This window comes from Microbulbifer agarilyticus (assembly GCF_001999945.1).
Classification (GTDB): domain Bacteria; phylum Pseudomonadota; class Gammaproteobacteria; order Pseudomonadales; family Cellvibrionaceae; genus Microbulbifer; species Microbulbifer agarilyticus_A.
In genome coordinates, this window is record NZ_CP019650.1 from 3,933,285 (window position 1) to 3,954,470 (window position 21,186).

At 59.0% G+C, this 21,186-nt stretch carries 21 protein-coding genes; 11 read left to right on the forward strand and 10 right to left on the reverse strand.

The annotated features are described in order from the left end of the window. Window positions 1-25 precede the first annotated feature (25 nt). On the forward strand, window positions 26-223 hold the full coding sequence (locus tag Mag101_RS16265; RefSeq protein WP_077407436.1) for a hypothetical protein: 198 nt from the start codon (window positions 26-28) through the stop codon (window positions 221-223). A 70-nt stretch (window positions 224-293) separates the two neighbouring features. Here the strand turns inward: Mag101_RS16265 and serB are convergent, their stop codons facing one another. Then, on the reverse strand, window positions 294-1,325 hold the full coding sequence (gene serB / locus Mag101_RS16270; protein ID WP_077407438.1) for a phosphoserine phosphatase SerB: 1,032 nt from the start codon (window positions 1,323-1,325) through the stop codon (window positions 294-296). A 179-nt stretch (window positions 1,326-1,504) separates the two neighbouring features. Between serB and Mag101_RS16275 the strand changes: the two genes are divergently transcribed. The 5 genes from Mag101_RS16275 (at window position 1,505) to Mag101_RS16295 (ending at window position 5,362) form a co-directional block, all read left to right on the forward strand. Beyond that, a complete protein-coding gene (locus Mag101_RS16275; protein ID WP_077407440.1) occupies window positions 1,505-2,599 on the forward strand; it encodes a hypothetical protein in 1,095 nt (364 codons plus the stop codon). 383 nt (window positions 2,600-2,982) lie between these two features. Beyond that, the gene (locus Mag101_RS16280; RefSeq protein WP_157520456.1) at window positions 2,983-3,267 is read left to right on the forward strand and encodes a hypothetical protein; all 285 of its coding nucleotides are present in this window, start codon (window positions 2,983-2,985) and stop codon (window positions 3,265-3,267) included. Between the two features lie 253 nt (window positions 3,268-3,520). Then, entirely contained in the window at window positions 3,521-3,787 is a 267-nt protein-coding gene (locus Mag101_RS18035) for a hypothetical protein (RefSeq protein WP_198040015.1), read from the forward strand. 127 nt (window positions 3,788-3,914) lie between these two features. Further along, the gene (locus Mag101_RS16290) at window positions 3,915-4,700 is read left to right on the forward strand and encodes a 3-hydroxybutyrate dehydrogenase (RefSeq protein WP_232325063.1); all 786 of its coding nucleotides are present in this window, start codon (window positions 3,915-3,917) and stop codon (window positions 4,698-4,700) included. Further along, window positions 4,685-5,362 carry a response regulator gene (locus tag Mag101_RS16295; RefSeq protein WP_077407448.1) on the forward strand — a complete coding sequence of 226 codons (678 nt, stop codon included), beginning with the start codon at window positions 4,685-4,687 and terminating at the stop codon, window positions 5,360-5,362. Before Mag101_RS16290 ends, Mag101_RS16295 begins: the two co-directional genes overlap by 16 nt. Before the next feature lie 384 nt (window positions 5,363-5,746). Here Mag101_RS16295 and Mag101_RS16300 read toward each other — a convergent pair whose 3' ends face one another. The 3 genes from Mag101_RS16300 to Mag101_RS16310 all read right to left on the reverse strand — a co-directional run bounded on the left by Mag101_RS16300 (window position 5,747) and on the right by Mag101_RS16310 (window position 11,349). Next, on the reverse strand, window positions 5,747-6,679 hold the full coding sequence (locus Mag101_RS16300) for an alpha/beta hydrolase (RefSeq protein WP_077407450.1): 933 nt from the start codon (window positions 6,677-6,679) through the stop codon (window positions 5,747-5,749). Further along, on the reverse strand, window positions 6,666-7,865 hold the full coding sequence (locus Mag101_RS16305; protein ID WP_077407452.1) for an MFS transporter: 1,200 nt from the start codon (window positions 7,863-7,865) through the stop codon (window positions 6,666-6,668). The genes Mag101_RS16300 and Mag101_RS16305 overlap by 14 nt, the downstream gene beginning before the upstream one ends. Before the next feature lie 67 nt (window positions 7,866-7,932). After that, the gene (locus Mag101_RS16310) at window positions 7,933-11,349 is read right to left on the reverse strand and encodes a PAS-domain containing protein (protein WP_198040016.1); all 3,417 of its coding nucleotides are present in this window, start codon (window positions 11,347-11,349) and stop codon (window positions 7,933-7,935) included. A 181-nt stretch (window positions 11,350-11,530) separates the two neighbouring features. Between Mag101_RS16310 and Mag101_RS16315 the strand changes: the two genes are divergently transcribed. The 4 genes from Mag101_RS16315 to Mag101_RS16325 all read left to right on the forward strand — a co-directional run bounded on the left by Mag101_RS16315 (window position 11,531) and on the right by Mag101_RS16325 (window position 15,553). Continuing rightward, window positions 11,531-13,690: a TonB-dependent receptor gene (locus Mag101_RS16315; protein WP_077407456.1), complete on the forward strand. Its 2,160-nt coding sequence runs from the start codon at window positions 11,531-11,533 to the stop codon at window positions 13,688-13,690. Between the two features lie 260 nt (window positions 13,691-13,950). Then, window positions 13,951-14,235, forward strand: a complete 285-nt coding sequence (locus tag Mag101_RS17915) for a hypothetical protein (RefSeq protein ID WP_157520459.1) — start codon at window positions 13,951-13,953, stop codon at window positions 14,233-14,235. A gap of 176 nt (window positions 14,236-14,411) precedes the next feature. After that, a complete protein-coding gene (locus Mag101_RS16320; RefSeq protein ID WP_077407458.1) occupies window positions 14,412-14,885 on the forward strand; it encodes an META domain-containing protein in 474 nt (157 codons plus the stop codon). 92 nt (window positions 14,886-14,977) lie between these two features. Next, window positions 14,978-15,553, forward strand: coding sequence for an META domain-containing protein (locus Mag101_RS16325; RefSeq protein WP_077407460.1), 576 nt, complete (start codon window positions 14,978-14,980; stop codon window positions 15,551-15,553). A 265-nt stretch (window positions 15,554-15,818) separates the two neighbouring features. Here the strand turns inward: Mag101_RS16325 and smrA are convergent, their stop codons facing one another. The 6 genes from smrA to Mag101_RS16355 all read right to left on the reverse strand — a co-directional run bounded on the left by smrA (window position 15,819) and on the right by Mag101_RS16355 (window position 19,227). Continuing rightward, complete coding sequence (gene smrA, locus Mag101_RS16330; RefSeq protein ID WP_232325224.1) at window positions 15,819-16,379, reverse strand: DNA endonuclease SmrA; 561 nt, start codon at window positions 16,377-16,379, stop codon at window positions 15,819-15,821. A gap of 74 nt (window positions 16,380-16,453) precedes the next feature. Then, on the reverse strand, window positions 16,454-17,317 hold the full coding sequence (locus Mag101_RS16335; protein ID WP_077407464.1) for an SDR family oxidoreductase: 864 nt from the start codon (window positions 17,315-17,317) through the stop codon (window positions 16,454-16,456). Between the two features lie 50 nt (window positions 17,318-17,367). After that, a complete protein-coding gene (locus Mag101_RS16340) occupies window positions 17,368-17,820 on the reverse strand; it encodes an acyl-CoA thioesterase (protein ID WP_077407466.1) in 453 nt (150 codons plus the stop codon). Window positions 17,821-17,879: 59 nt separating this feature from the next. Further along, complete coding sequence (secB, locus tag Mag101_RS16345; RefSeq protein ID WP_077407468.1) at window positions 17,880-18,383, reverse strand: protein-export chaperone SecB; 504 nt, start codon at window positions 18,381-18,383, stop codon at window positions 17,880-17,882. A gap of 137 nt (window positions 18,384-18,520) precedes the next feature. Further along, window positions 18,521-18,772 (reverse strand): glutaredoxin 3, encoded by a 252-nt coding sequence (gene grxC / locus Mag101_RS16350; RefSeq protein WP_077407470.1) that lies wholly within the window; start codon window positions 18,770-18,772, stop codon window positions 18,521-18,523. A 44-nt stretch (window positions 18,773-18,816) separates the two neighbouring features. Further along, window positions 18,817-19,227, reverse strand: a complete 411-nt coding sequence (locus Mag101_RS16355) for a rhodanese-like domain-containing protein (RefSeq protein WP_077407472.1) — start codon at window positions 19,225-19,227, stop codon at window positions 18,817-18,819. Between the two features lie 411 nt (window positions 19,228-19,638). Between Mag101_RS16355 and gpmI the strand changes: the two genes are divergently transcribed. Further along, on the forward strand, window positions 19,639-21,183 hold the full coding sequence (gene gpmI / locus Mag101_RS16360) for a 2,3-bisphosphoglycerate-independent phosphoglycerate mutase (RefSeq protein WP_077407474.1): 1,545 nt from the start codon (window positions 19,639-19,641) through the stop codon (window positions 21,181-21,183). Window positions 21,184-21,186: the final 3 nt, after the last annotated feature.

Here is a 21,186-nt window from a genome sequence, read left to right on the forward strand (position 1 = left end):
GAACATCGTAAACAGGGAAACGACCATGTTCATGGGCAAGCGACTTCTCGCCGCCACGGCTTTGATCTCACTGCTAATGATGATGAGCGCCTGCACCAAGCAGGTGTGCTATCGGGATGGGGAGCGCAAGCCACGCATGCCATTTGCCAGCACCGTGCACGAGCTGGCGCCAGCGGTAGGTCTCGCCGCCAGCTACGCGGCGGCTTACCACGCCTTCGATTAAGACATTTCCGCTAGGCGGCCCAGCCCCTAATCAGGCGACTGCGTCTCCACTCAAACGGCTTCGCCCCTAATCAAGCAGCTTCGCCCACCAAGTCGGCAATCTGACGGTCGTTCAGGCCAAACAGGTACAGCGCCGCATCCAAACCAAATCCGTCAATCGCCTGCGGCGCCTCAGCCCGCACCTTCGGCTTGGCATGGAACGCAATTCCCAGTGCACCCAGCGACAGCATCGGCAAGTCGTTAGCACCATCGCCCACTGCAATCACCTGATCCAGTGACAAATCCAGTTGCTGGGCAATTTCCTGCAACAGCAGCGCCTTGCGCGCGCCATCCACAATCGGGTCAATCACCTCGCCGGTGAGGGCACCCTCGGCAAAAGCCAGCTGGTTGGCATGCACGAAGTCCACCGCCAGGTGGTTATCCTTCAGATAATTCGCGAAGTAGGTGAAGCCTCCAGACAGAATCGCGGTTTTGCACCCCAGTGCGCGCAGCGCCAGTAGCAGGCGCTGGGCACCGGGCATAATCGGAATACGCGGGGCAATTTCTGCCAGGCTCACTTCGGTAAAGCCCTTCAGCAAGCCCATGCGCTTGCGGAAGCTCTGCTGGAAATCCAGCTCACCGCGCATTGCCGACAGGGTAATCTCCGCCACCTGATCGCCGACACCGGCAATTTTTGCCAGCTCATCGATCACTTCCGCCTGGATCAGGGTGGAATCCATATCGAAACAGGCAAGCTTCGGCGCACGCTGGGTGCCTCCCGCCTGCAGTACCAGCTCAAGGCCGAGGGTTTGCGCCAGCTCCAGCAGGGCCAAGCGCGCCGCGGCAAACGCAATATCCCCTTCCAACTGGATACGCAGCACACGGCAATCTTCCCGCGCAGCCAGAATATCCAGCGCCACCGGGCGCCATTCATTCGCCTCGATAAACTCCGCCAGTCGCTGCAGCTGCACCGCCTCGATGTCCTCCGCCAGCACCGTCAGGCACCAGGCAGCAGTGACCGCCGCGGGGGCCTCTGGCAGAGTGCCGGCAACAGGCAGCGAGAAGGCTGCATGACTGGCGTCGGCGATGGAAGTGTAGAGAGCGGATGGGGAGCTGGCGTCCATGACTGAATCTCGTTGGCTGGCTGCTATATATGCGCGTTATTGAGCGCGAATTGTCCGGCCCAGGCGTACATGACCGCTGGGCCGCAGGTGAATTGGCCGCGCATTATAGCCCGGCGCCTTTTTTCACTGAAGAAGTGGGATAGAATCGGGCGGACTTCTGTTCGCACAGTAAAAACAAGATGAAAACACTCCTCACCCGCCTGTCCGAACTTTCCAGATCGCTGCCCCAGTGGCTGGAAGCACTGAGCCCCAAGCGCCAGCGCCAGCTCATTGCCGCCACTATCTGGTTGACCCTTCTAGGTTTTTGCCTGGCGACTCTGGGGCACGCCTACAGTCAGCAGTTATCCACAGCGCAAAATCGCGACCGTGAGACCGCTGCGGCGGCCGCAAAACTGCTCGCAAGCCAGAGCCTGCAGCAGATTGTTGCCGGCGACCGCATCAGCCTGCAGCTATTGGCCCAACAAACCCTGGCACTGCCCGCCGTGCATGGGGTGACTATTCAGGACGTAGACTCCAGCCCACTGGCACAAACCGGTGTGCGCGACCGCGGAGAAATGCTTACCGAGCCGGTGGTGCTGCACGATAGCTTTGCCGGCAGCGTGGCACTGAACATTCAGCCCGGTGTGCAGGTGGGCTACCCCTGGGCGAGCTTGTTGTTGTGCATGATCTTCGCCCTGCCGTTCAGCGCCGCCTGTGCCCTGGGGATTTCCCAACTGCGTTCCAGCAAACCGAAACAGCGCAAACCGCTACTGGTGCCCAAGGCCCAGCCCAAACCCCAGCCGCAAGTCACCTCCGGGCTCTACCTGCGCCCACTTAACTGGGCACAACTCGGCAACCAACTCTCGCGCAGCGCGCTGGAAAATCTGCAGGGCGAACTGGAACAGCGCCTGCAACTGCTCACCCGCATTTACGACGCGCAGGCGCTGCCGAGCGCCGGCCCTGCTGTAGGGCTTGGCTTTGCCGGCGAGGATGCCGCTTTCCGCGCGGTGTGTGCCGGCCTGTTGCTGCGCGGACTGCAACAATCCAACCGCGCCACCGGCCTGCAGCTGGCCCTCGCGGTGCTGCCAGCCAAGCCCGATCAGTTCGACTTCAATGGCGAACAACTGCTAAGCCAGTCGCGCGGCCTGACCCTACATCCACAATTACTCGATGACGAATCTCTGGCGGACCGCATCCAGTGCCACACTACCGACTGGGGCGCCGAGGTCACGGGGCTCAATCCCAAGCTGCAGCAATTGCTGGATAACCAGTTACAGCAGTTGGTTTCGGCATAACCTGCCAACTTGGCATTTTCTTAGTACGTCATCTTTCCCAGCCGCGGTGGCGGCAACGCTACCGGGCATATCGTTTCGAGACACGCCGTGAACCCATCCATGGGGGCTCTTCCGCGAGGTCCCTCTCGCGGAAGGTCACGAAACGATATGCCCGGTATCGCCGCCTTCTCCCCAAGTCTCGTGTAGCAACAACCTCGACTTATATACACCTCGCCTTTCATAACTTTTTAGTTGTTGATATTCATCGCAATGGGTAGTGATCGCCCTTCCGCGACCTTTAAATAACTTTCACTTGGGTTTCGAGGCTGTTTCACCTGTTGTCAAGCAGCGAACAGATCGAAAGGAAGTAAAAAAGTTACCCGCCTACGGGCGCGGAGGTTTTCATGAAGCGTTCACCAGAACGGTTCGCCGGGCGATTCGCCGGAGCAGTGGGGGCCGCAGCAATGCTGCTTGCCACCGGTTGTACCACCATGGAAGACATGACCGACACCACCACGGCAATCAACCGTACCAACGAAGGGCCCGGCTACTACCGAGTCCAGAGCCGCTACTACCACTGCCATCAGAACCAGCGCTGCCACAATGTTCGGCATCCGAACTACTACACCCGTGGTGACGGTGACTACCGCCGGGAACCGCCCAGTAGCCGCGTCAATCAGCCGCGCTGATTCATCACTCCCGTAATTTCAATTTTTTTGGTGTACCGCACTGTCAACCATTCCGGTTTGTACAGAGCCACACCCTTACTCTGCAACGCGGAGGTCACGCATGAAGAGTATTATCAAAAAGGGCCTATTGGCCATAACGGTGTTCGGCACCCTCACGTTAGGGGCCTGTGTCTCTGACGGATATTATTCGTCGAGTAGCGTCGGCTATTCGAGCTATCCGTACTCACGGCCCTACGTCTATCCGTCGAGTAGCGTGTCCTTCTATTACTCTTCGCCACGCTATTACCGTTATGGCAATCCGCGCTATCGCGGCGGCTACTATCGTCACGGTCGCGGTTACTACAACCGTCACCACCGTTATCATGGTCGCCACTACTACAATCGTGGCCGTTACCATCGTGGCGGCTCCCATCGTTACCATCGCGGTGGAGCGCATCGTAGTCATCGCGGCGGCGCACATCGCAGCCATCGCGGTGGATCCCATCGTGCACATCGCAGCGGTGGCGGTCGTCGCCGCTAAGTTTGGCTAGCGAAACCTGACTGAGCTGGCCAAGGTATGAGTCCCTCTCATACCTTGGTCATACAGACCAGCAACTCCCGCCACTGCTAGGATTTCTGCAAAGAAAAAAAGCATGCGGGAGTTTGCCGTGCAACAAGATACATCGCGCGCCGTGTTGATTACCGGTTCCACCAGTGGAATCGGGCTTGCCGTCGCCCACGTTTTCGGGCGCGCCGGCTACCATGTGATGCTGCATGGGCTTGCCGATGCGGATAGTGTCCAAGCCCTACGCCAAGAATTTGCCGATTACGACGGCAAGGTAGGCTTCAGCAGCGCCGATGTTTCCAGTGAAGAGGGCTGTGCTCAGCTGGTAAGCGAAACCCGCGAAGCCATTGGTAACCCCTCTGTGTTGGTGAATAACGCCGGCATTCAATTCACCGCCCCCACCCATGAGTTCCCCTCGGATATTTGGCAACAGATCCTTGCGATCAACCTGAGCGCTAGCTTTTATCTAATGCGCGACCTGGTGCCGGCCATGCGTGCCACGAACTGGGGGCGTATCATCAATATTGCCTCGGTGCACGGTCTCGTTGCCTCGGAAAACAAGGCCGGCTACTGCGCGGCCAAGCATGGCTTGGTGGGATTAACCAAGGTTGTGGCTCTGGAAAATGCCGACTGCAATATCACCGCCAATGCAATTTGTCCGGGCTGGGTCGAGACCCCTCTGATCCAACCCCAGATTGAGACGATCAGTCGCGAGCAGAGTGTGGATTTGGATACCGCTCGTGCACAACTGGTCGGAGCCAAACAACCCATGGCAAAAGCGAGCCCGACAAACGCCATTGCCGAACTGGCTATGTACCTGTGCGGTGACTTTGCCAGCACGATTACGGGTGCTTCACTACCGGTGGACGGTGGATGGACCGCACAGTAGTATCCTTTGCACCCGATCACTTTCTTCTTCAGGGTGCTGCCGTGAATTATCAGTTGCTGATTGCCGATGATCATCCGCTCTATCGCGATGCGTTGGCGACGACCCTTTCCAGTCATTTCCCCAATGCCGATCTGCTGCAGAGTGAAGATCTCGATTCCACCCTGGAGCGTCTTGCCCAGTCGGAAGTGGATCTTCTGCTGTTAGATCTGAATATGCCAGGCAGCGAGGGCTTTAGTGGTCTGGCACGTATCCGCAATGATTTCCCTGCGGTGCCGGTAGTGGTTGTTTCCGGTAGCGACAAGCATGCCGTTATTCAGCAGGCATCTAGCCTCGGTGCCAGCGGCTTCCTTTCCAAGACTGCGCGTCCGGATGAGATATTGCAGTGCATTGAGTGCGTACTTTCTGGGGACCAGTGGTTCAGTGAGGAGGCCCTGCAGGCAGAGACAGAATCTGCGCTTGCCGACAAGCTCACGCAACTTACTCCCCAGCAGTTGAAGATATTCCAGATGATTGCGCAGGGCATGCTGAACAAGCAGATTGCGTATGACTTGGATATCACCGAGCCAACGGTGAAAAGCCACGTGACTGCGATTTTACGCAAGCTTGAATTGCGCGATCGTAAGCAGCTGATTCGCGAGGCTCAGGCGCTGATTCAGCTCTAATTCTTCTTTATTCAGCGCTTCGTAACCTTAAAAGCTCTGTTCTGAACTCCATGGCGGCGGATTGCCGGGTGTGGATTTTCAGGACCGCTGTGAACCCATCCCTGGGCGCTGCGGCGCAAACATCCTGTTTGCGACGCTCCTGAAAATCCACACCCGGCACTCCACCTTCACATCCGATATATCCACTCCGTAAGTTGGGTTTATCCAATGCTTACGAAGTACTAATGGGTAATTTGAAGGCTTGGTACCGGGGATTCGTTTTTGAAAGCGTCGGCGACAGGGACGTCGCCGCCGCAGCGCCCAGGGATGGGTTCACAGCGGTTTCAAAAACGAATACCCGGTGCCGGGCCGCCACGAACCGCGGCCAGAGTACCAAAGGCCCACCTAGACGCCCTGCAAATACTCCGCAACATGACGATAAACCCGCTCACACGCCTCAGGCACAAGGCTTTCCACATTCAAGAACGCGTGAATCATGTCATCAAAGTGCAGTAGCTCTGCATTAGCGCCACCGGCGCGCACCTTGTTCACATACTCCACGCCCTCATCCCGCAGCGCACAAAACTCTGCAGTAACAACCAGAGTCGCAGGCATATTCTTGGTGAACTCACCGTGCAGCGGTGAAACCGAATGTGGGTTTTCAGCACCCTGCAGATAATTGTTGAAGTACCAGAGAATTTTTTCTTTCTCCAGCAAATACCCTCTCCCATTCTCTTCAATGGAAGGCGTCTGCATTGTGTAATCCAGACTCGGGTAGATCAGCACCTGCGCATCAATGGTGTTCGGTTGATGCTGCAGCAGTCGGCTGGCAGATGCACACAGTGCACCGCCACCGGAATCACCCATCAAGATCCAGCGACCGTTGTGGACAACACCCTTGCGGTCCAGCGCCGTACCCAGATGGCGCACCACACTGATCAAATCATTTAGTGCAGCCGGGTAGGGATTTTCCGGAGCCAAACGATATTCGAGGGAAATAACCGTGCGCTTACTGGTATCCGCGATGCGGCGACAAATTGGGTCGTACACCGTAACGCTGCCCGCCATATGCCCGCCGCCGTGACAGTAAATAACTGCCGCACCATCGATCGCACCTTCCGGCTGATAAATTCGCACCGGCACCGCATATTCGCCGCCGGTCACTACCGTGTCAGACACCTTCATGTCTGGCCCTGCAGTAACAAAACCTGCAGTGAGATTGGCGAGACTCTCGCGGGCGTTCACCGGCGTCGGTTCGAAACCGGCGGCCTTAACCTGTGCAACCTGAGCGTTGACCGCCACCAGCCATTCGGCGAGTTTCGGATTAAGCTGTCGCATTGTCGGCCTCCAGGTTTTCTTCACTGGATTTCTTACCGCTTTCCGGCAGCAGGAAGGAGAACACAAACAGGGACGCAGAACAGGCTACCGCGAAATACGCAGCCGTTGCCGGCTCGCCGGTAACATCTGCGAGCACACCAGCGCCGTACATCAGCACCGTTTCCACACCGTAGGAAACGGACCAGAACATGGCGAAGGTAACGGTAATTTTTGCCGGGGTCATGCCGGGCAGTTCCTGCGGCAGGGTAACCAGTGCGGTCATCGGCAGGAACATGCAGAAGCCGGCCAACGCGGCCGCGGTGTAGGCAATCATTGGATCACGACTGGTCACCATCAGCGCCGCAAACACCACCAGGGCAAGGCCGCCAAAACGCAGCACCGGCAGGCGCAGGGGATAGCGTTTGGTAACGATGATGCCGGCCACAGTACCCACCATACCCGCGGCAATCATTACCGCAGACAGGTGATTACTTGCCACCGCAAAGCCGTCGATCAGCGGGAACAGTGCAAATACCGCGATGTAACAGAACAGCACGCCACAGTAAGCCAGTGGCAACCACCAGTTGAATCCTTCACGGGCGCCCTGCTTGAAGCCGTATTCTTCCTGCGGCTTGTCACCGCCGCCCGACAGTGGGAAGTTCTCGGCACTCAGCCACCAAAGGATCCCCAGCGCCAGCGCCATCACCCCGTACAACACCACAATGGACTGCCAGCTGCCCAACCAGCTCAGCAGTGCGGTGGTGGTCAGTAGGGCCAGCAGGTTACCGGCATTGAATGCAGCGGCGTTAATGCCGTTGATCAACGGGCGCTCCTCTGCAGAGAAGTAATGCAGCACTACCGGGGCAAAGTAGACGATCGCCAGTGCGCCGCCAAGGCCCAGAGCCAGACGGGACATCAGCCAGGCACCGTAACTGCCCGCCAGGGCGCCAAAGCCACCGGCCGCAATCAGGATAATCGCGATCATAAACGCACGCTTGGCGCCGAGGCGCATAAGCAGGGCCGCAGCGGCGAGGTTGCCGACAATCTTGGCAATGGTGATGACATTACTGCCCCAGGTCGCATTCGCGAAGCCTTCCTCACCAAACGACGACTGAATCGCCGGGGTCAGAATGGCCCCGGACACCCAGCTCGCAGCGAACAGCGCATAGGCGCTGAACATCAGTATTTCCAACACGGTTTTTTTCATCGCGGGATACCACTTTTTATTCTTGATTAAGTCACAGGTCAGACTGCGTCGGATCGCAGGGCTTTGCCTATACGACCTTGGTCGCAGACCCGGCAATACGCGACTTCTGCCGCTGCTGCAGCAGGGCCCGCAGCGCCGCCGGGCGCAGCGGTTTCTGCAGGAACTGCCAGCCGGCGTTCTGGGCGCGGGTCTTCACCGTATTGGTGTTCTCGGCGGAAATGATCACGCAGGGAATGCCGCCTCCCCAGCGGGACAGCAGTTCACCCCCCAGATCGATACCGTTATCGCCATCGTCCAGGTGGAAGTCCATCAGTAACAGATCCGGCTCGGCCGCGGCGAGCGCCTCGGCGCGATTGCGTGCGCAGTGCACCGTGCACCCCCAGCCACTCAACAGTGCCGCCATGGCCTCGAGTATGGACGGTTCGTTATCCACACACAGCACCTGCAGATCTAGCGTGGCGCCGCGCCCGGCGATCGGCGTCACGGCAGGGCGCGACGCGGCGCGGGCGGTGGCGCGCGGCAAGCGCACGCGGAACACACTGCCGCGGCCGAGTACCGAAGACAGGCTAATGGGGCTGTTTAGAAGGCGGCACAGGCGCTCCACCGTGGCCAGGCCGAGCCCATAACCGTGCTGGCGCGCCACATTGTCGGAATCCTGCGAAGTTAAACGGCAGAACTCGCGGAAAATGGCCTGTTGCTGCTCAGGGGCGATACCTTCACCGGTATCCCACACCTCCAGGGAAATGTCGGCACCGCGTTTGCGTGCCGCTACCAGCACGCCACCGTGCGCGGTGTATTTCACCGCGTTATCCAGCAGGTTCTGCACCACCCGACGCAGCATCTTCTCATCGCTGTGCACCCACAGGTGGCTGCGTCGGTAGCGCAGGCGGATACCCCGGCTGCCGGCCGCGACCCGCGCCTGGGCCACCGCGTCGTCGAGGATGCTGTCGAGGGAAACCGGCGCAAAGCTCGGGCGAATATCCCCCGCGTCCATGCGCGCGATCTGCAACATATCGGTGATCAATTGCTCGGCGGAAGCCAGGGCGCGGTCGGCGCGGGTCAGCAGCTCTCGGCTGTCGTCTTCCAACGAGTGCGCGGCCAGCGCATCGATAAACAGGCGGCTGGCATTCAGCGGCTGCACCAGGTCGTGGCTGGCGGCGGCCAGGAAGCGGGTCTTGCCGGCACTCGCCGCCTGCAGCTCACGGTTCAGTTCCTGCAATTCGTCGTTGACGGTTTCCAGTTCAACGGTGCGGTGCGCCACCTTCTGCTCGAGGGAGTTGCGGATCTCGGTGAGCTCGCCCAGTGCGCGTTGGTAATCAGACACATCTGTATAGGTGGTTACGAAGCCGCCGCCGGGCAGGGGATTACCGCGGATTTCCAGCACCGTGCCATCGGTACGATTGCGCTGCACCCGGTAAGCGGTGCCGTTGCGCAAATGCTCCACGCGCTTGCGTACATGCTCTTCCACATCGCCGGTGCCACACTCGCCGCGGCTGGCGTTGTAGCGCACCAGCTCCGCCACCGGGCGCCCCACGTAAATCATCTCCGCGGGGTATTTAAACAGCGCCAGATAACGGCGGTTCCAGGCAACCAGGTTGAGGTTGGCATCCACCACCGAAATTCCCTGATCGATATTGTCGATACTGCTCTGCAACAGTCCGCGGCCAAACTGATAGATTTCCGAGGCCTGCTGCAATTCCTGCGCGGTCACGTCCGGCTCACTCAACTGGCGCACCAGGCGCTGGGCACTGGTACTGCCGACGATACCCGCGAGAATTTTTTCCACCGTCTCGCGGTATTTGCTCGCGGCCTCTCTGGACGTCTTGCTACCCGAGTCGGTTTCCGGCCCCTCGGCCAGAGGCGCCAGCGCCCGCTCGGCCGCCGCTTCGCCCACAAACCGCGCCAGCAACTGCCGCAACTGCGACTTATCCACAGGTGCTACCTGCACCGCACCGCCGCCGGGCTGTAAACGCTCCTGCAACAGCGACACCGCCGCCAGCGCGATCGCATTTAAACCGAGCCCGAATACACAGCAGGTAGTCAGCGCGTTCCACTCAAGTCCCAGTGCACCGGCAATCAGATCGGCCTGCCCCAGCGCCGCTGGCAGCGCGGACATTGCCCACACCGCCGAGCCCACCAGCAAACCGGCGATCACACCGGCGGCACGCAACTGCGGCCAGTGCCCGGGCCAGGTCACTGCCGCGACCATCGCGGGCGCCAGCTGGGCCACCAGTGCCAGGGAAAGCAGTCCAAAGGTACCGAGGCTAACCCCGGAACCAATCAATTCACTCACCCCAAACGCAGCGAGCATCAGCAGGCCGATAATCACCCGCCGCACCCGGCGCAAGTCGCTTCCCAGTGCCACCCCAGCCGGGCGCTGCTGCAAGCGCTTCAACCACCAGGGCACCACCATGGTATTGGCGATCATGGTGGACAGGGCGATGGTGGCAATAATCACCATACTGGAGCCGGCAGAGAGACCACCGATAAACGCCAGCAATGCCAGCCACGGGGTACCGCTCTCCAGCGGAATGCCCAGTACATAGCGCTCGGCATTGGTGTAACTCTCCGGCAGCCACAGCAGGCCGCCGTAACCGACTACCAGTACCGCTGCCGACACCAGCGCCAGATACAATGGGATAAGCCGGCGCACGGTCTTGATATCGCGCTCGCCGTCACTCTCGATCATCAGGATATGGAACTGCCGCGGCAGGCAGAAGATAGCCGCCATCCCCAGCACCACCACCGCGAAAAAGCCGGTATCTGCCGGGCGGGATTCCGCCAGCGCCGCCACTCGTTCACTGGACAGTGCTGACCGCGCCAGATCCGCCGAACCGTCAAACGCGGCACCCACCACAAAACAGGCCACTGCTACCAAAGCGCCGATCTTTACCAGCGCCTCGAACGCCACGGCCAGCAACATGCCGTTGCGGTGCACACTGCTGTCGATATGCCGGGTACCGAATAACAGCGCAAACAGACCCAGGGTCAGGCCCACCACCGCGGTCACCACCGAGGCACTGATACCGCGCTGCTGGTCCGCGCCGTCTGCCAATAACAGGAAACTGTCCGCAACAGCCCTTAACTGCAGTGACAGGTAGGGGACAATCGCCACCACCGCAAGCAGCGCGACAACGGCCGCAAGCCACTGGGAGCCGCCGTACTGGGCACTGATAAAGTCAGCGATGGAGGTGGAGCCCTGGCGCTTGGACAGGCGCACAAAGCGCACCAGCAGCGGCGCGCCGAAAACCAGCATCAGGCAAGCGCCAACGAAGGTCGGCGGCAGCAGCCAGCCCTCGGTCACCGCCTGCGCAGGCACGCCGAAGAACATCCAGGCACTGGTATAGGTGCCGGCCAGGGCTAGCAGCAGCGGTTTGGCCGGGCGAATCCGGGCAACAGGCAGGCGATCGCCCCAGAAGGCGATGGCGAATAACAGCAGCAGGTAGGAAAGGCCCACAACGGCCAATAAGGTAAGGCTAAACACTTGGCGCCTCATTCATTATTGTGTTTATGATGAAGAGGTTAACCGATCGTGTGTTTTTTGTCCTGCCCCCGAAGGTGTGACCTGCGTCATACCTTGGTCTAGCAGGCAGGAACCCCATCAGCCGATACAGTGCAGTTCCGTAACTTAGATAAAAACCATAAACCGGTGATCGGAGAGAGCCATGCGCAATCCAAGTAAATTCAATCCTCTTGCCGCGGGCGTCATGCTTGCCTGTGGTGCATCCTTCGCATACGCGGAACCCCAGCTGGAAGAAGTAACCGTGACTGCGCAGAAGCGCGAGCAGTCACTGCAGGAAGTACCGGTTGCGGTTTCGGCGATCAGCGAAGCTCAGCTGATGGATAACGGCATTACCGATATGACCGAAATCCAGAAAATGTCCCCTAACACCACTCTGCAGGTGAGCCGCGGTACCAACTCCACCCTGACCGCCTTTATTCGCGGTATTGGCCAGCAGGATCCACTGTGGGGCTATGAGCCGGGCGTTGGTATCTATATCGACGACGTTTACATTGCTCGTCCACAGGGTGCGGTAATGGATGTATTCGACGTTGAGCGCATCGAAGTTCTGCGCGGCCCGCAGGGCACCCTGTACGGTAAGAACACCATTGGTGGCGCAGTTAAATATGTCACCAAGAAAATGACCGGCGACACCGAAGTATCTATTGGCTCCTCTCTGGGCAGCTACAACCAGCGCGACCTGAAGTTCAAAGCATCCACCGCGATGACCGACAAGCTGAACATCGGTGCTGCCGTGGCCAGCTTCAACCGCGACGGTTTCGGTGAGAACGTCCGCACCGGCGCAGACCAGTACAACAAAGATATTCTCGCAGGCCGTCTCAGCCTCGAATACTCAGCGACCGATGACCTCTTCTTCCGCTTCGCGGCGGACAAGACCATCGACAAGTCGGCGTCCAAGCACGGACATCGTTTCAATCCCGGCATTAACGGCGAAGCCGTACTGGGTAGCATTTACGATACCGAATCCAACCTGCCGTCCGACAACCGCGTAGAAACCAGTGGCATGTCCCTGACCGCAGAATGGCAGGCAAGCGACAGCATCACCATCAAGTCCGTGACTGCCAACCGCAAGGGCGAGACCGAAACCGTTATCGATTTCGACAGTGTGAACAGCGCGAGCTTTGACGTTCCGGCGGTTTACGATGACGAGCAGTTCTCTCAGGAATTCCAGCTGATCTGGCAGGGCGACAGCGCTGACCTAGTGAGCGGCATCTACTACTACGACGGCACCGCAGCGGGCGGTTATGACGCGGTACTGGATCCGATCACCGTAGCAGTAAACGGCGAAGTGGACACCAAGAGCCTGTCTGCGTATGCGCACTACAACTGGCAGTTCGCCGACCAGTGGAACCTGAACCTGGGCGGCCGCTATACCCGTGACGAAAAAGAAGCTGACGTGTACAACGCAGTGGTAGCCGGCCTGGGCAGCGACCTGTCCCACGACAAGTACTACGCCGATTCAGCCGACCCCGTCGTTTTGGCTGTGCGCACCGATTACACCAACGACGACTCCTGGGGCGAGTTCACCCCACGCGTTGGCCTCGACTACCAAGTTAGCGACGATGCGATGGTTTACGCCAGCTACAGTAGCGGCTTCAAGTCCGGCGGCTTCGATATGCGCGGTGTGGCAACAGCCAACCCGCAGACCACTGAAGGTTACGCTCCGGAGACTGTGGATACCGTAGAGTTTGGCTGGAAGCTTGATCTCCTCGACAACCGCATGCGACTCAACGGCGCCCTGTTCCGCGCGGACTACACCGACATGCAGCTGACCACCCAGCGTCTGCTGGATGACGGCACCACTGCAGGCGACGTTCTGAACGCTGGTAAGTCCCGTATTCAAGGTATTGAATTGGAAGCCTCTCTTGCGCTTACCGACAACCTGAGCGCAAACGCCAACCTGGGCTGGGTCGATGCAGAGTTCATCGAGTTCATTTCTGGCGGCATGGATATCTCCGATACCCGCGATATGCAGAACACTCCCGACACCACGGCGATGGTTCAGCTGAACTGGTCTCTGCCGGTTGCCGGCGGCGAAATGGTTGTTGTGCCTTCGGCGTCTTATCGCTCTGACACCCAGATCTTTGAAACGCCAAGCATCCTCGACCAGAAGGGCTACACCCTGGTTGACCTGACCGCGACTTATTACAGCGCCGATGGCAACTGGAACCTGGGCCTGCGGGGTAAAAACCTGACCGATACCGAGTACCGTATCGCGGGCTACGACTTCGGGCCGGTATTCCAGACTGGCTTCTACGGCGCGCCCCGCACTATCGCCCTCACAGGTAACTACAACTTCTAAGTTTGTCTCTGACATCATCGCGAATTTGCAAAGCACGTTTTGTGCGTCTTCATTGCACTTTCCCTTGGGGCCCACTGGGCCCCTTTTTTGTTTTCCTTCCTCCGTTTTTTTCTTTGCTCTCCCGTAAGCGACCCGGCGGCACCGGCGTACAAATAATTAATTTGGCGCACAAATTCACACTTTGGCGGAAAGCTCTTCTAATCTGAAGAAAGGTGGTGGCAGTGAGGCCGCTGCCCGAATCAAGCCATTGAGGTATCCGCGTGCAGAAATTCAGAAGTATTCTGCTGACGGTGGCCATTGCGACAGGAGTTGTTGCCGGTTGTACCACGACCGAGCCCAGGGATAGTCAAGCCAACCGCGCTTTCAGTAGCGCCGTGCCCCCACATTTGGAGTCCTCGCACTTCACCCTGCGCTCCTCCGAGCGACGCCCCCGTCGCAGCGTTCGCGAAGCCCCGCGCTCACTCAACGTCAACGGCACCCGCTTCCGCTGTTTCGAACAGGAACTGGATTCGAAAGTCGTTGTGCGCTGCGTACGGCAGTCCTAGCGCTCGGTCACCGCGCGCCTGCTGTCGCCCGATGCAGCAGGCTTTTGTGAACCTCTCCGCCACAAGCTGTCGCGTCATTCCACTCGCTGGTGCGGTGGCCTGACTAAGCTTGAACTATCTGCAGGGACGCAGCGCGGCCGCAATCCGGCCTGTGACTAAAGAAAGGAACCCAGAAAATGAACAAATTGCTGCCAGTGTGGCTGTTGGGCGTCGCCGTCACCATTGCCGGTTGTATGAGCATGAGCGAAAGCAGCTCTGGGCCCACCCAGAAGCCAGGCACTGTGGGTGATGTGTGTGGCGGCAAATGGCAAATGAGCCTGTTGCGCATCAACGGCCAGGCCATTCCCATCGACGAGTCGTCTGAATTCACTTTCCTGTGCAACAGCGGCGGCGAAGCCATGGGCAAGAGTGGTATCAATACCTATCGCGGCTCCATGCACGTGACCGACAACGGCCAGATCTTGTGGGATACCGGTAGCTTTGCTTCCACTAAAATGGCCGGCCCACCACAGCTGATGGACCAGGAAGCCCAGTATCTCAGTGCGCTGGCGCGCACCCGTCAGGCCTTTGTGAAAAGCGGCGGTGGTCGCCTGATCCTGCGGGATGCTTCCGGCGACGTGTATATCGAATACGTCAAAGCCAACTACTAACACCAGCGCGCAAGCCACAGAAACTCGCTTGGGTCACAGAAGGCTCTGCGGGTTTACGTTTAAATGGTGCAAACGGCTACAGGACAGACTTGATGGACCTCTTGCACCGCTCGCACTCAGGCGTACTTTCCAGGCAGTTCACGCGCTATCGCGTTGCTCTGGCCAGTATTGGTGCCCGTACACTCGGCGCCTCCAGCACGCTATGCCTGATTGCCGCACTCGCCAGCGGTTGCACATCCACCCCCCCCAACTCCCTGGTCAGCCTCCCTAGTCACCCCGGTGAAATCTGTGATTACCAGTGGATACTGCACGGCATCCGCGTAGATGGTGAAGAACAGAAGTCTCGCTTGTTCTGGCAAAAAATGGTCCGCGATCGCCCGTACCTGACCTGCGACAAACTCGGCTTTGTGCGCGGCAGTGCCGGCTCCAATCCCTACCTGGGCAAGTTTTCCCTCGACGACGACGGCCGTATCGAATGGCGCAAGCCACCAAAAATTTCGCGTATGGTTGGCCGGCGCGACAGCAGCGATCTGGAAAAAGATTTTCTGAAAGCGCTACCGCGTATCAACCGCGCCAGTGTCGATGGCGATATGCTGACCTTACGCGGCGACGACGGCACCCGCATCGAGTTCAAACAGACCGGCGAACTCCCCACCCCTGCCCAATAAAAAAGGCGGCCACTGGGGCCGCCTAGTACCATTCAAGAAGGGGATAAACGCGCAAATACCGCGTCCAGTCCCTGCCCTCCAATTGGAGGTACTTCCAAACTCGGAAGCAAAAAGAACCAATCAAACGATTGGTACGATGCAAAGAGAGAAGAACAACGAAAACACGTCAGTTGAGCGATGAAACAACTGGACAAGCCATTGAGCAAAAGATTGCACAAAATGTTTCGTTGTGGGGCTAATGTAACCGCTGGACGTGACAAACAGATTACGGCTTTGACCGCCGCTGGTGTTGCTCGAGGTTTTGCTGGCGCTTGCGCTCGCTCTTGCGCAGCAAAATATAGGTAGCGCCGAGGCCGCCGTGCTGTTTCTGCGCACTGTGGAATGCCAGCACTTCCGGTAACTGGGGCAGCCAGGCATTTACGCAGCTCTTGAGCACCGCCTGGGTTTTACGTCCCTCGCCCTTGCCATGGGTAACCAACGCGCAGCGCACATCCGCTTCCAGGCAATCCTTCACAAACTGATATAGCGCACTGCGCGCCATTTCCACGGAGTGGTTGTGCAGATCAAGACGCGCATCCACGGTGTATTTGCCCAGGCGCAGGTTGCGATAAACCCCGTTCTGCACACCGTCGCGCTTGAATTCGATGGGATCGAACGGCTCCACCGGCTCCACGAACTCACCACCCAGCGGATTCAACTCTTGATAGGTTTGTGCGGTCGCCGCCTCGCGGCGCGCGCGCAGGTTAAGCGGGTCCTTGGTGTCTTTCTTCAATGCGCTTTGGCGCTGCTTGGGGGACAGCGGTTTTACGTCACCGAGCGCACCCATCGCGCCGCGAAAATTGTCCTGGTCACTCTTATCCACAACTACCCCCAAATAACGACTGCCGTGGCCCGCAGCTATCAGGGATCGAGGAACAGATCCACCATCAACTCGCCGGCCTTGGCGGGATTGTGCGCATACTGGCTGAAATCGTCTACCCCCCGTGCGCGCAGCAGGGTCTCGTCGATCAACTGGACGCCGCTCAGGGACTTGTCGCTGGTGCTCAATATCTCGTAGGCCGCATCCGCCATTACTCCGGGCTTGCGGCTCTGGTCGAACATCTCGCGACTGCCCACGGCAAACTCGATCGCGGCGGTGGCCACAATGGTCTGCGGCCACAGGGTGGCGACGCTGATATTGGATTCGCGCAGCTCTTCCGCCAAACCCATGCTGAGGATGGTCATGCCGTATTTGGACAGGGCGTAAGGCGCAAAGGGGCCGAGCCAGCGGGGTTCAAGATTGATGGGCGGAGAAAGGCTGAGGATATGGCCACTGGCAGACTGTTTCAGGTAGGGCATGGCCAGGTGCGCAGTCAGGTATACACCGCGGGCATTGATATCCATCATCAGGTCATAGCGCTTGGGCGAGGTCGCCTCGACACTGGTGAGGTTGATGGCACCAGCGTTGTTAATCACCCCATCGATGCCGCCAAAGGTGTCTGCGGTCTTCTTCAGGGCTCCAGCCACCTGGTCCTCTTCCCGCACATCCACCTGCATCGGCAGGGCCTTGCCGCCGGCGGCCTCCACTTCCTCGGCGACCGAGAATATGGTGCCAGGGAGTTTTGGGTGGGGTTCTGCGGACTTGGCGGCAATCGCAATATTGGCGCCATCAGCGGCACACTTCAGCGCAATGGCGCGGCCGATGCCGCGGCTGGCACCGGTAATAAAGATCGTTTTGCCCTGCAGGGCGCCCGTGTTCTCGGTGAGAGTGATGTCTTCGCTCATACAGGCGCTCCCTGAGTGGCTTCTGGTATTTTCGTCTTACGGCTATCACCCTAGTCCTGTGGGGCCTCCGCCACCACGGCCGGACAATAGATGTCCTTGAAGGTCTGCGGCATACGCTTGGGCTTGCCGCTGGAGAGCTCGATACACACCAGCTGCCAGACGCCACGCAGAATCAGCGCCTGGTCATTGGCGCGGTAAATCTGAAACTTGCGCGTCATGTTCAGGCGGCCATCGACCTTGGTCAGCCAGGTACCGATCAGCAGCTCATCGCCTTCTCTCGACGCCAGTATATAGTCGTACTCCGCATGGCGAATGGCCATTCCCCGGTCGAGGGATTGGTAATTTGTGACATCCAGTCCCAGTTCGACACTGTGCGACCAGCCGGCCTGTTCACACCAGCGCAGATACTCGGCGTTGTTGGCGTGGTGCAGGCCATCCACGTGCTCCGGTGCTACCTGCACGCGGTGGATATAGGGGTTGGGGTAGTCCCACTGCATAGACATGACTTCCTTGCAGAGACAAAAAAGGCTCCCGAAGGAGCCTTTCTCTGAGCGGCCGTCGCTTAAGCGTCGGCTTTCTCACCACCTTGTTCGGCAGCTTGCTGTTGTGCCTGCTGCAGAGCAGCCGCGAACAGCGCGTCGAAGTTGATCGGCGGCAGCATCAGGGCAGGGAAGGAGCCCTTGGTTACTACGTTGTCGATCACTTCACGTGCGTATGGGAACAGGATGTTCGGGCAGGCAGTGTTCAGCGCCTGAGCCAGCTGCTGACCTTCCAGACCTTTGATGCCGAACAGACCGGCCTGCTGTACTTCCACCAGGAAAGCGGTTTCGTCTTCAACCTTGACGGTAATGGTCAGGGTCAGCGCCACTTCATACAGATCTTCGTCGATCTTCGCAGTTTTAGTGTTCAGCTCCTGGTTCACCTGAGGCTGCCACTGCTTCTTGAAAATCTCTGCACCCATCGGGGTTTCGAAGGACAGGTCTTTCAGGTAGATGCGCTGCATCGCGAATTGTACTTGTTGTTGTTCTTCGCCGTTTACCGCAGCGCCGTTTTGTTCTTCAGCCATGTTAGTAGCCTGTTCACTCAATAATGTTGGTTAAATGCCTTCCCTGAAAGAAGACTCCCTGTATGAGTCTTACTTATGGGGGCCTCGAAAACCCCTTTCAAGGCACTTTTTCAAATTTCTTTGCCTTGCGGCGCGCCTTAGCTCAGCAGGGCATCCAGCTGACCGCTGCGCTCGATGGCCATCAGCTCATCGCAACCGCCCACATGATGATCACCGATCCAGATCTGCGGCACCGTGTGGCGCCCCGCCTTGGCTGTCATCTCCGCGCGCGCTGCGCGGTCGCCATCCACGGAGATCTCCTTATAAGGAACATTCTTGTTGTCCAGGAGGTACTTGGCGCGGATGCAGAAAGGGCAGTAACGGGTGGTGTAGATAACAACGTTTTTCACGACCGAAAAACCTCTTTGCGTTACTAAATCCAATAACTGCCGGCTCAGCCTTTCACCAGCGGCAGCTTTTGGTTTGTCCACTCGGACATACCGCCTTCCAGGCGGCGCACGGTGTAGCCAGCCTTTTTCAACTGACGGCCAACCGGGCCTGCGTGCTGGCCGATCTTATCCGCCAGAATCAGGGTCTTCTCTTTATAAGGTGCCAGCTCGCCGATGCGCTGCTCGATCTCGCCGTGGGGAATGTGGATGGCATCCACAATGTGCCCGGCAGAGAAGTCGGAGCGGTCGCGCAGGTCGATCACCCTGGCCCCATCACTGTTGATCAGCTGGGTGGCCTCGTGGGCCGACGCGGGCTTGCCCGCCTTGATACGTTCGGTGATGGCCAGCGCATAGATCAGCGCCACCAACAGACTCACCAGCAGCCATTGCTCGCTGATAAAGACGAAAAAGTCCACTTCGCCCCCAAATATTCACAATTCGTTGTTTTGATGCGGTAGTACCACAGACTAGGCAGTCCACCAGTTTAGCGTCGCCGAGGATAAAACTGCTGGGCAGTCATCACTTCGCGACACTCTCAGACACTCAATCGAGAGGTGGCGCAGTATACACGATGACGGCCATTTCTTATTCAGCCAATTGGGACCTGCTGCCCCGGCGCACAAATGGAAATGACCAACTAGTACTGAGCAATTACTGACCTGAGCCGCACAACAGGGTAAAATCCGCCACCTGCTGTCATGCACCTCCCGGCCTGGTCCGGACCGTGCATCCGCTTAGCGACCGGTTTCCGGCAATGACGCCGTACGATCTCCCAGTCAAAACCTTCGTTTGACCCACAGACAACCCAATACAGGAATTCCGAACCCATGGCCTCCGAGACTTCGCCCAAACGTCCCCTGGTACTGCTGATTCTGGACGGTTTCGGCCACAGCGAGCACAGCGAACACAACGCCATTGCCGCGGCCAAAAGTCCGGTATGGGACGACATCTGGGCGAGCCGCCCCAAGACCCTGATCCACACCTCGGGCATGGCAGTGGGCCTGCCGGAAGGACAGATGGGCAACTCGGAAGTGGGCCACATGACCCTCGGCGCCGGCCGCGTGGTGTATCAGAACTTCACCCGTATCAATAAGGCCATCCAGGACGGCGACTTCTTCAAGAACCCGGCCTACACCGCCGCGGTAGACAAGGCCATCGCCAGCAAAGGCGCGGTCCACATTATGGGGCTGGCCTCCGAAGGCGGTGTGCACAGCCACGACGACCACATTGTTGCCATGGCCACCCTGGCCGCCCAGCGCGGCGCCAAGGCGGTGTATATCCACGCATTTACCGATGGCCGCGACACCCCGCCGCGCAGCGCCGAAACCCCGCTGGCTCGCCTGACCCAGGTGTGCGACGCACTGGGCACCGCGCGCATCGCCAGTATCGCCGGGCGCTACTTCGCCATGGACCGCGACAACCGCTGGGAGCGCGTGCAGCCGGTATACGACCTGATCACCCAGGGCAAGGCGGAATACCAGGCGGAATCTGCGCTGGCCGGTTTGGAAGCCGCGTACGCGCGCGATGAAAACGACGAGTTTGTGGCGCCGACCTTGATCGGCGAGCCCGCGCCGCTGAATGACGGCGACGCCCTGATCTTTATGAACTTCCGCCCGGACCGCGCGCGCCAGCTGACACGCGCCTTTACTGAAACGGACTTTAATGGCTTCGAGCGCGCCGCCACACCAAAGCTGGCAGACCTCGTGATGACCACCGAATACGCCAGCTCCATTGACGCCGCCTGTGCCTTCCCGCCGGAAAACCTGGTCAACACCCTCGGTGAGTACCTGCAGAGCCAGAACAAGACCCAGTTACGCATCGCCGAGACAGAAAAGTACGCACATGTGACCTTCTTCTTTAGCGGCGGCCGCGAAGAGCCCTACAATGGCGAAGAGCGTATCCTGATTAAATCCCCGGATGTCGCCACCTACGACCTGCAGCCGGAAATGAGCGCGCCGGAAGTCACCGACAATCTGGTGTCCGCGATTGAAAGTGGCAAGTTCGACGCCATCGTATGTAACTACGCCAATGGCGACATGGTGGGCCACACCGGTGTATTCGACGCTGCGGTACAGGCGGTGGAAGCGCTGGACGGTTGCGTGGACCGCGTAATCAAAGCGGCACTGGCAGCCGGTGGCGAAGTACTGATTACCGCCGACCACGGCAATGTGGAAGAGATGTTTGACGCGGGCTCCGGCCAGGTCAGCACTCAGCACTCCACCCTGCCGGTACCGTTTGTATACGTGGGCGAACGCGACGTGACCATGCGCGACGGTGGCAGCCTGGCCGATGTGGCGCCGACCATGCTGGCGCTGATGGGCCTGTCGCAGCCGGTAGAAATGAACGGCGAGCCGCTGGTCAAAGTAAACTAATCG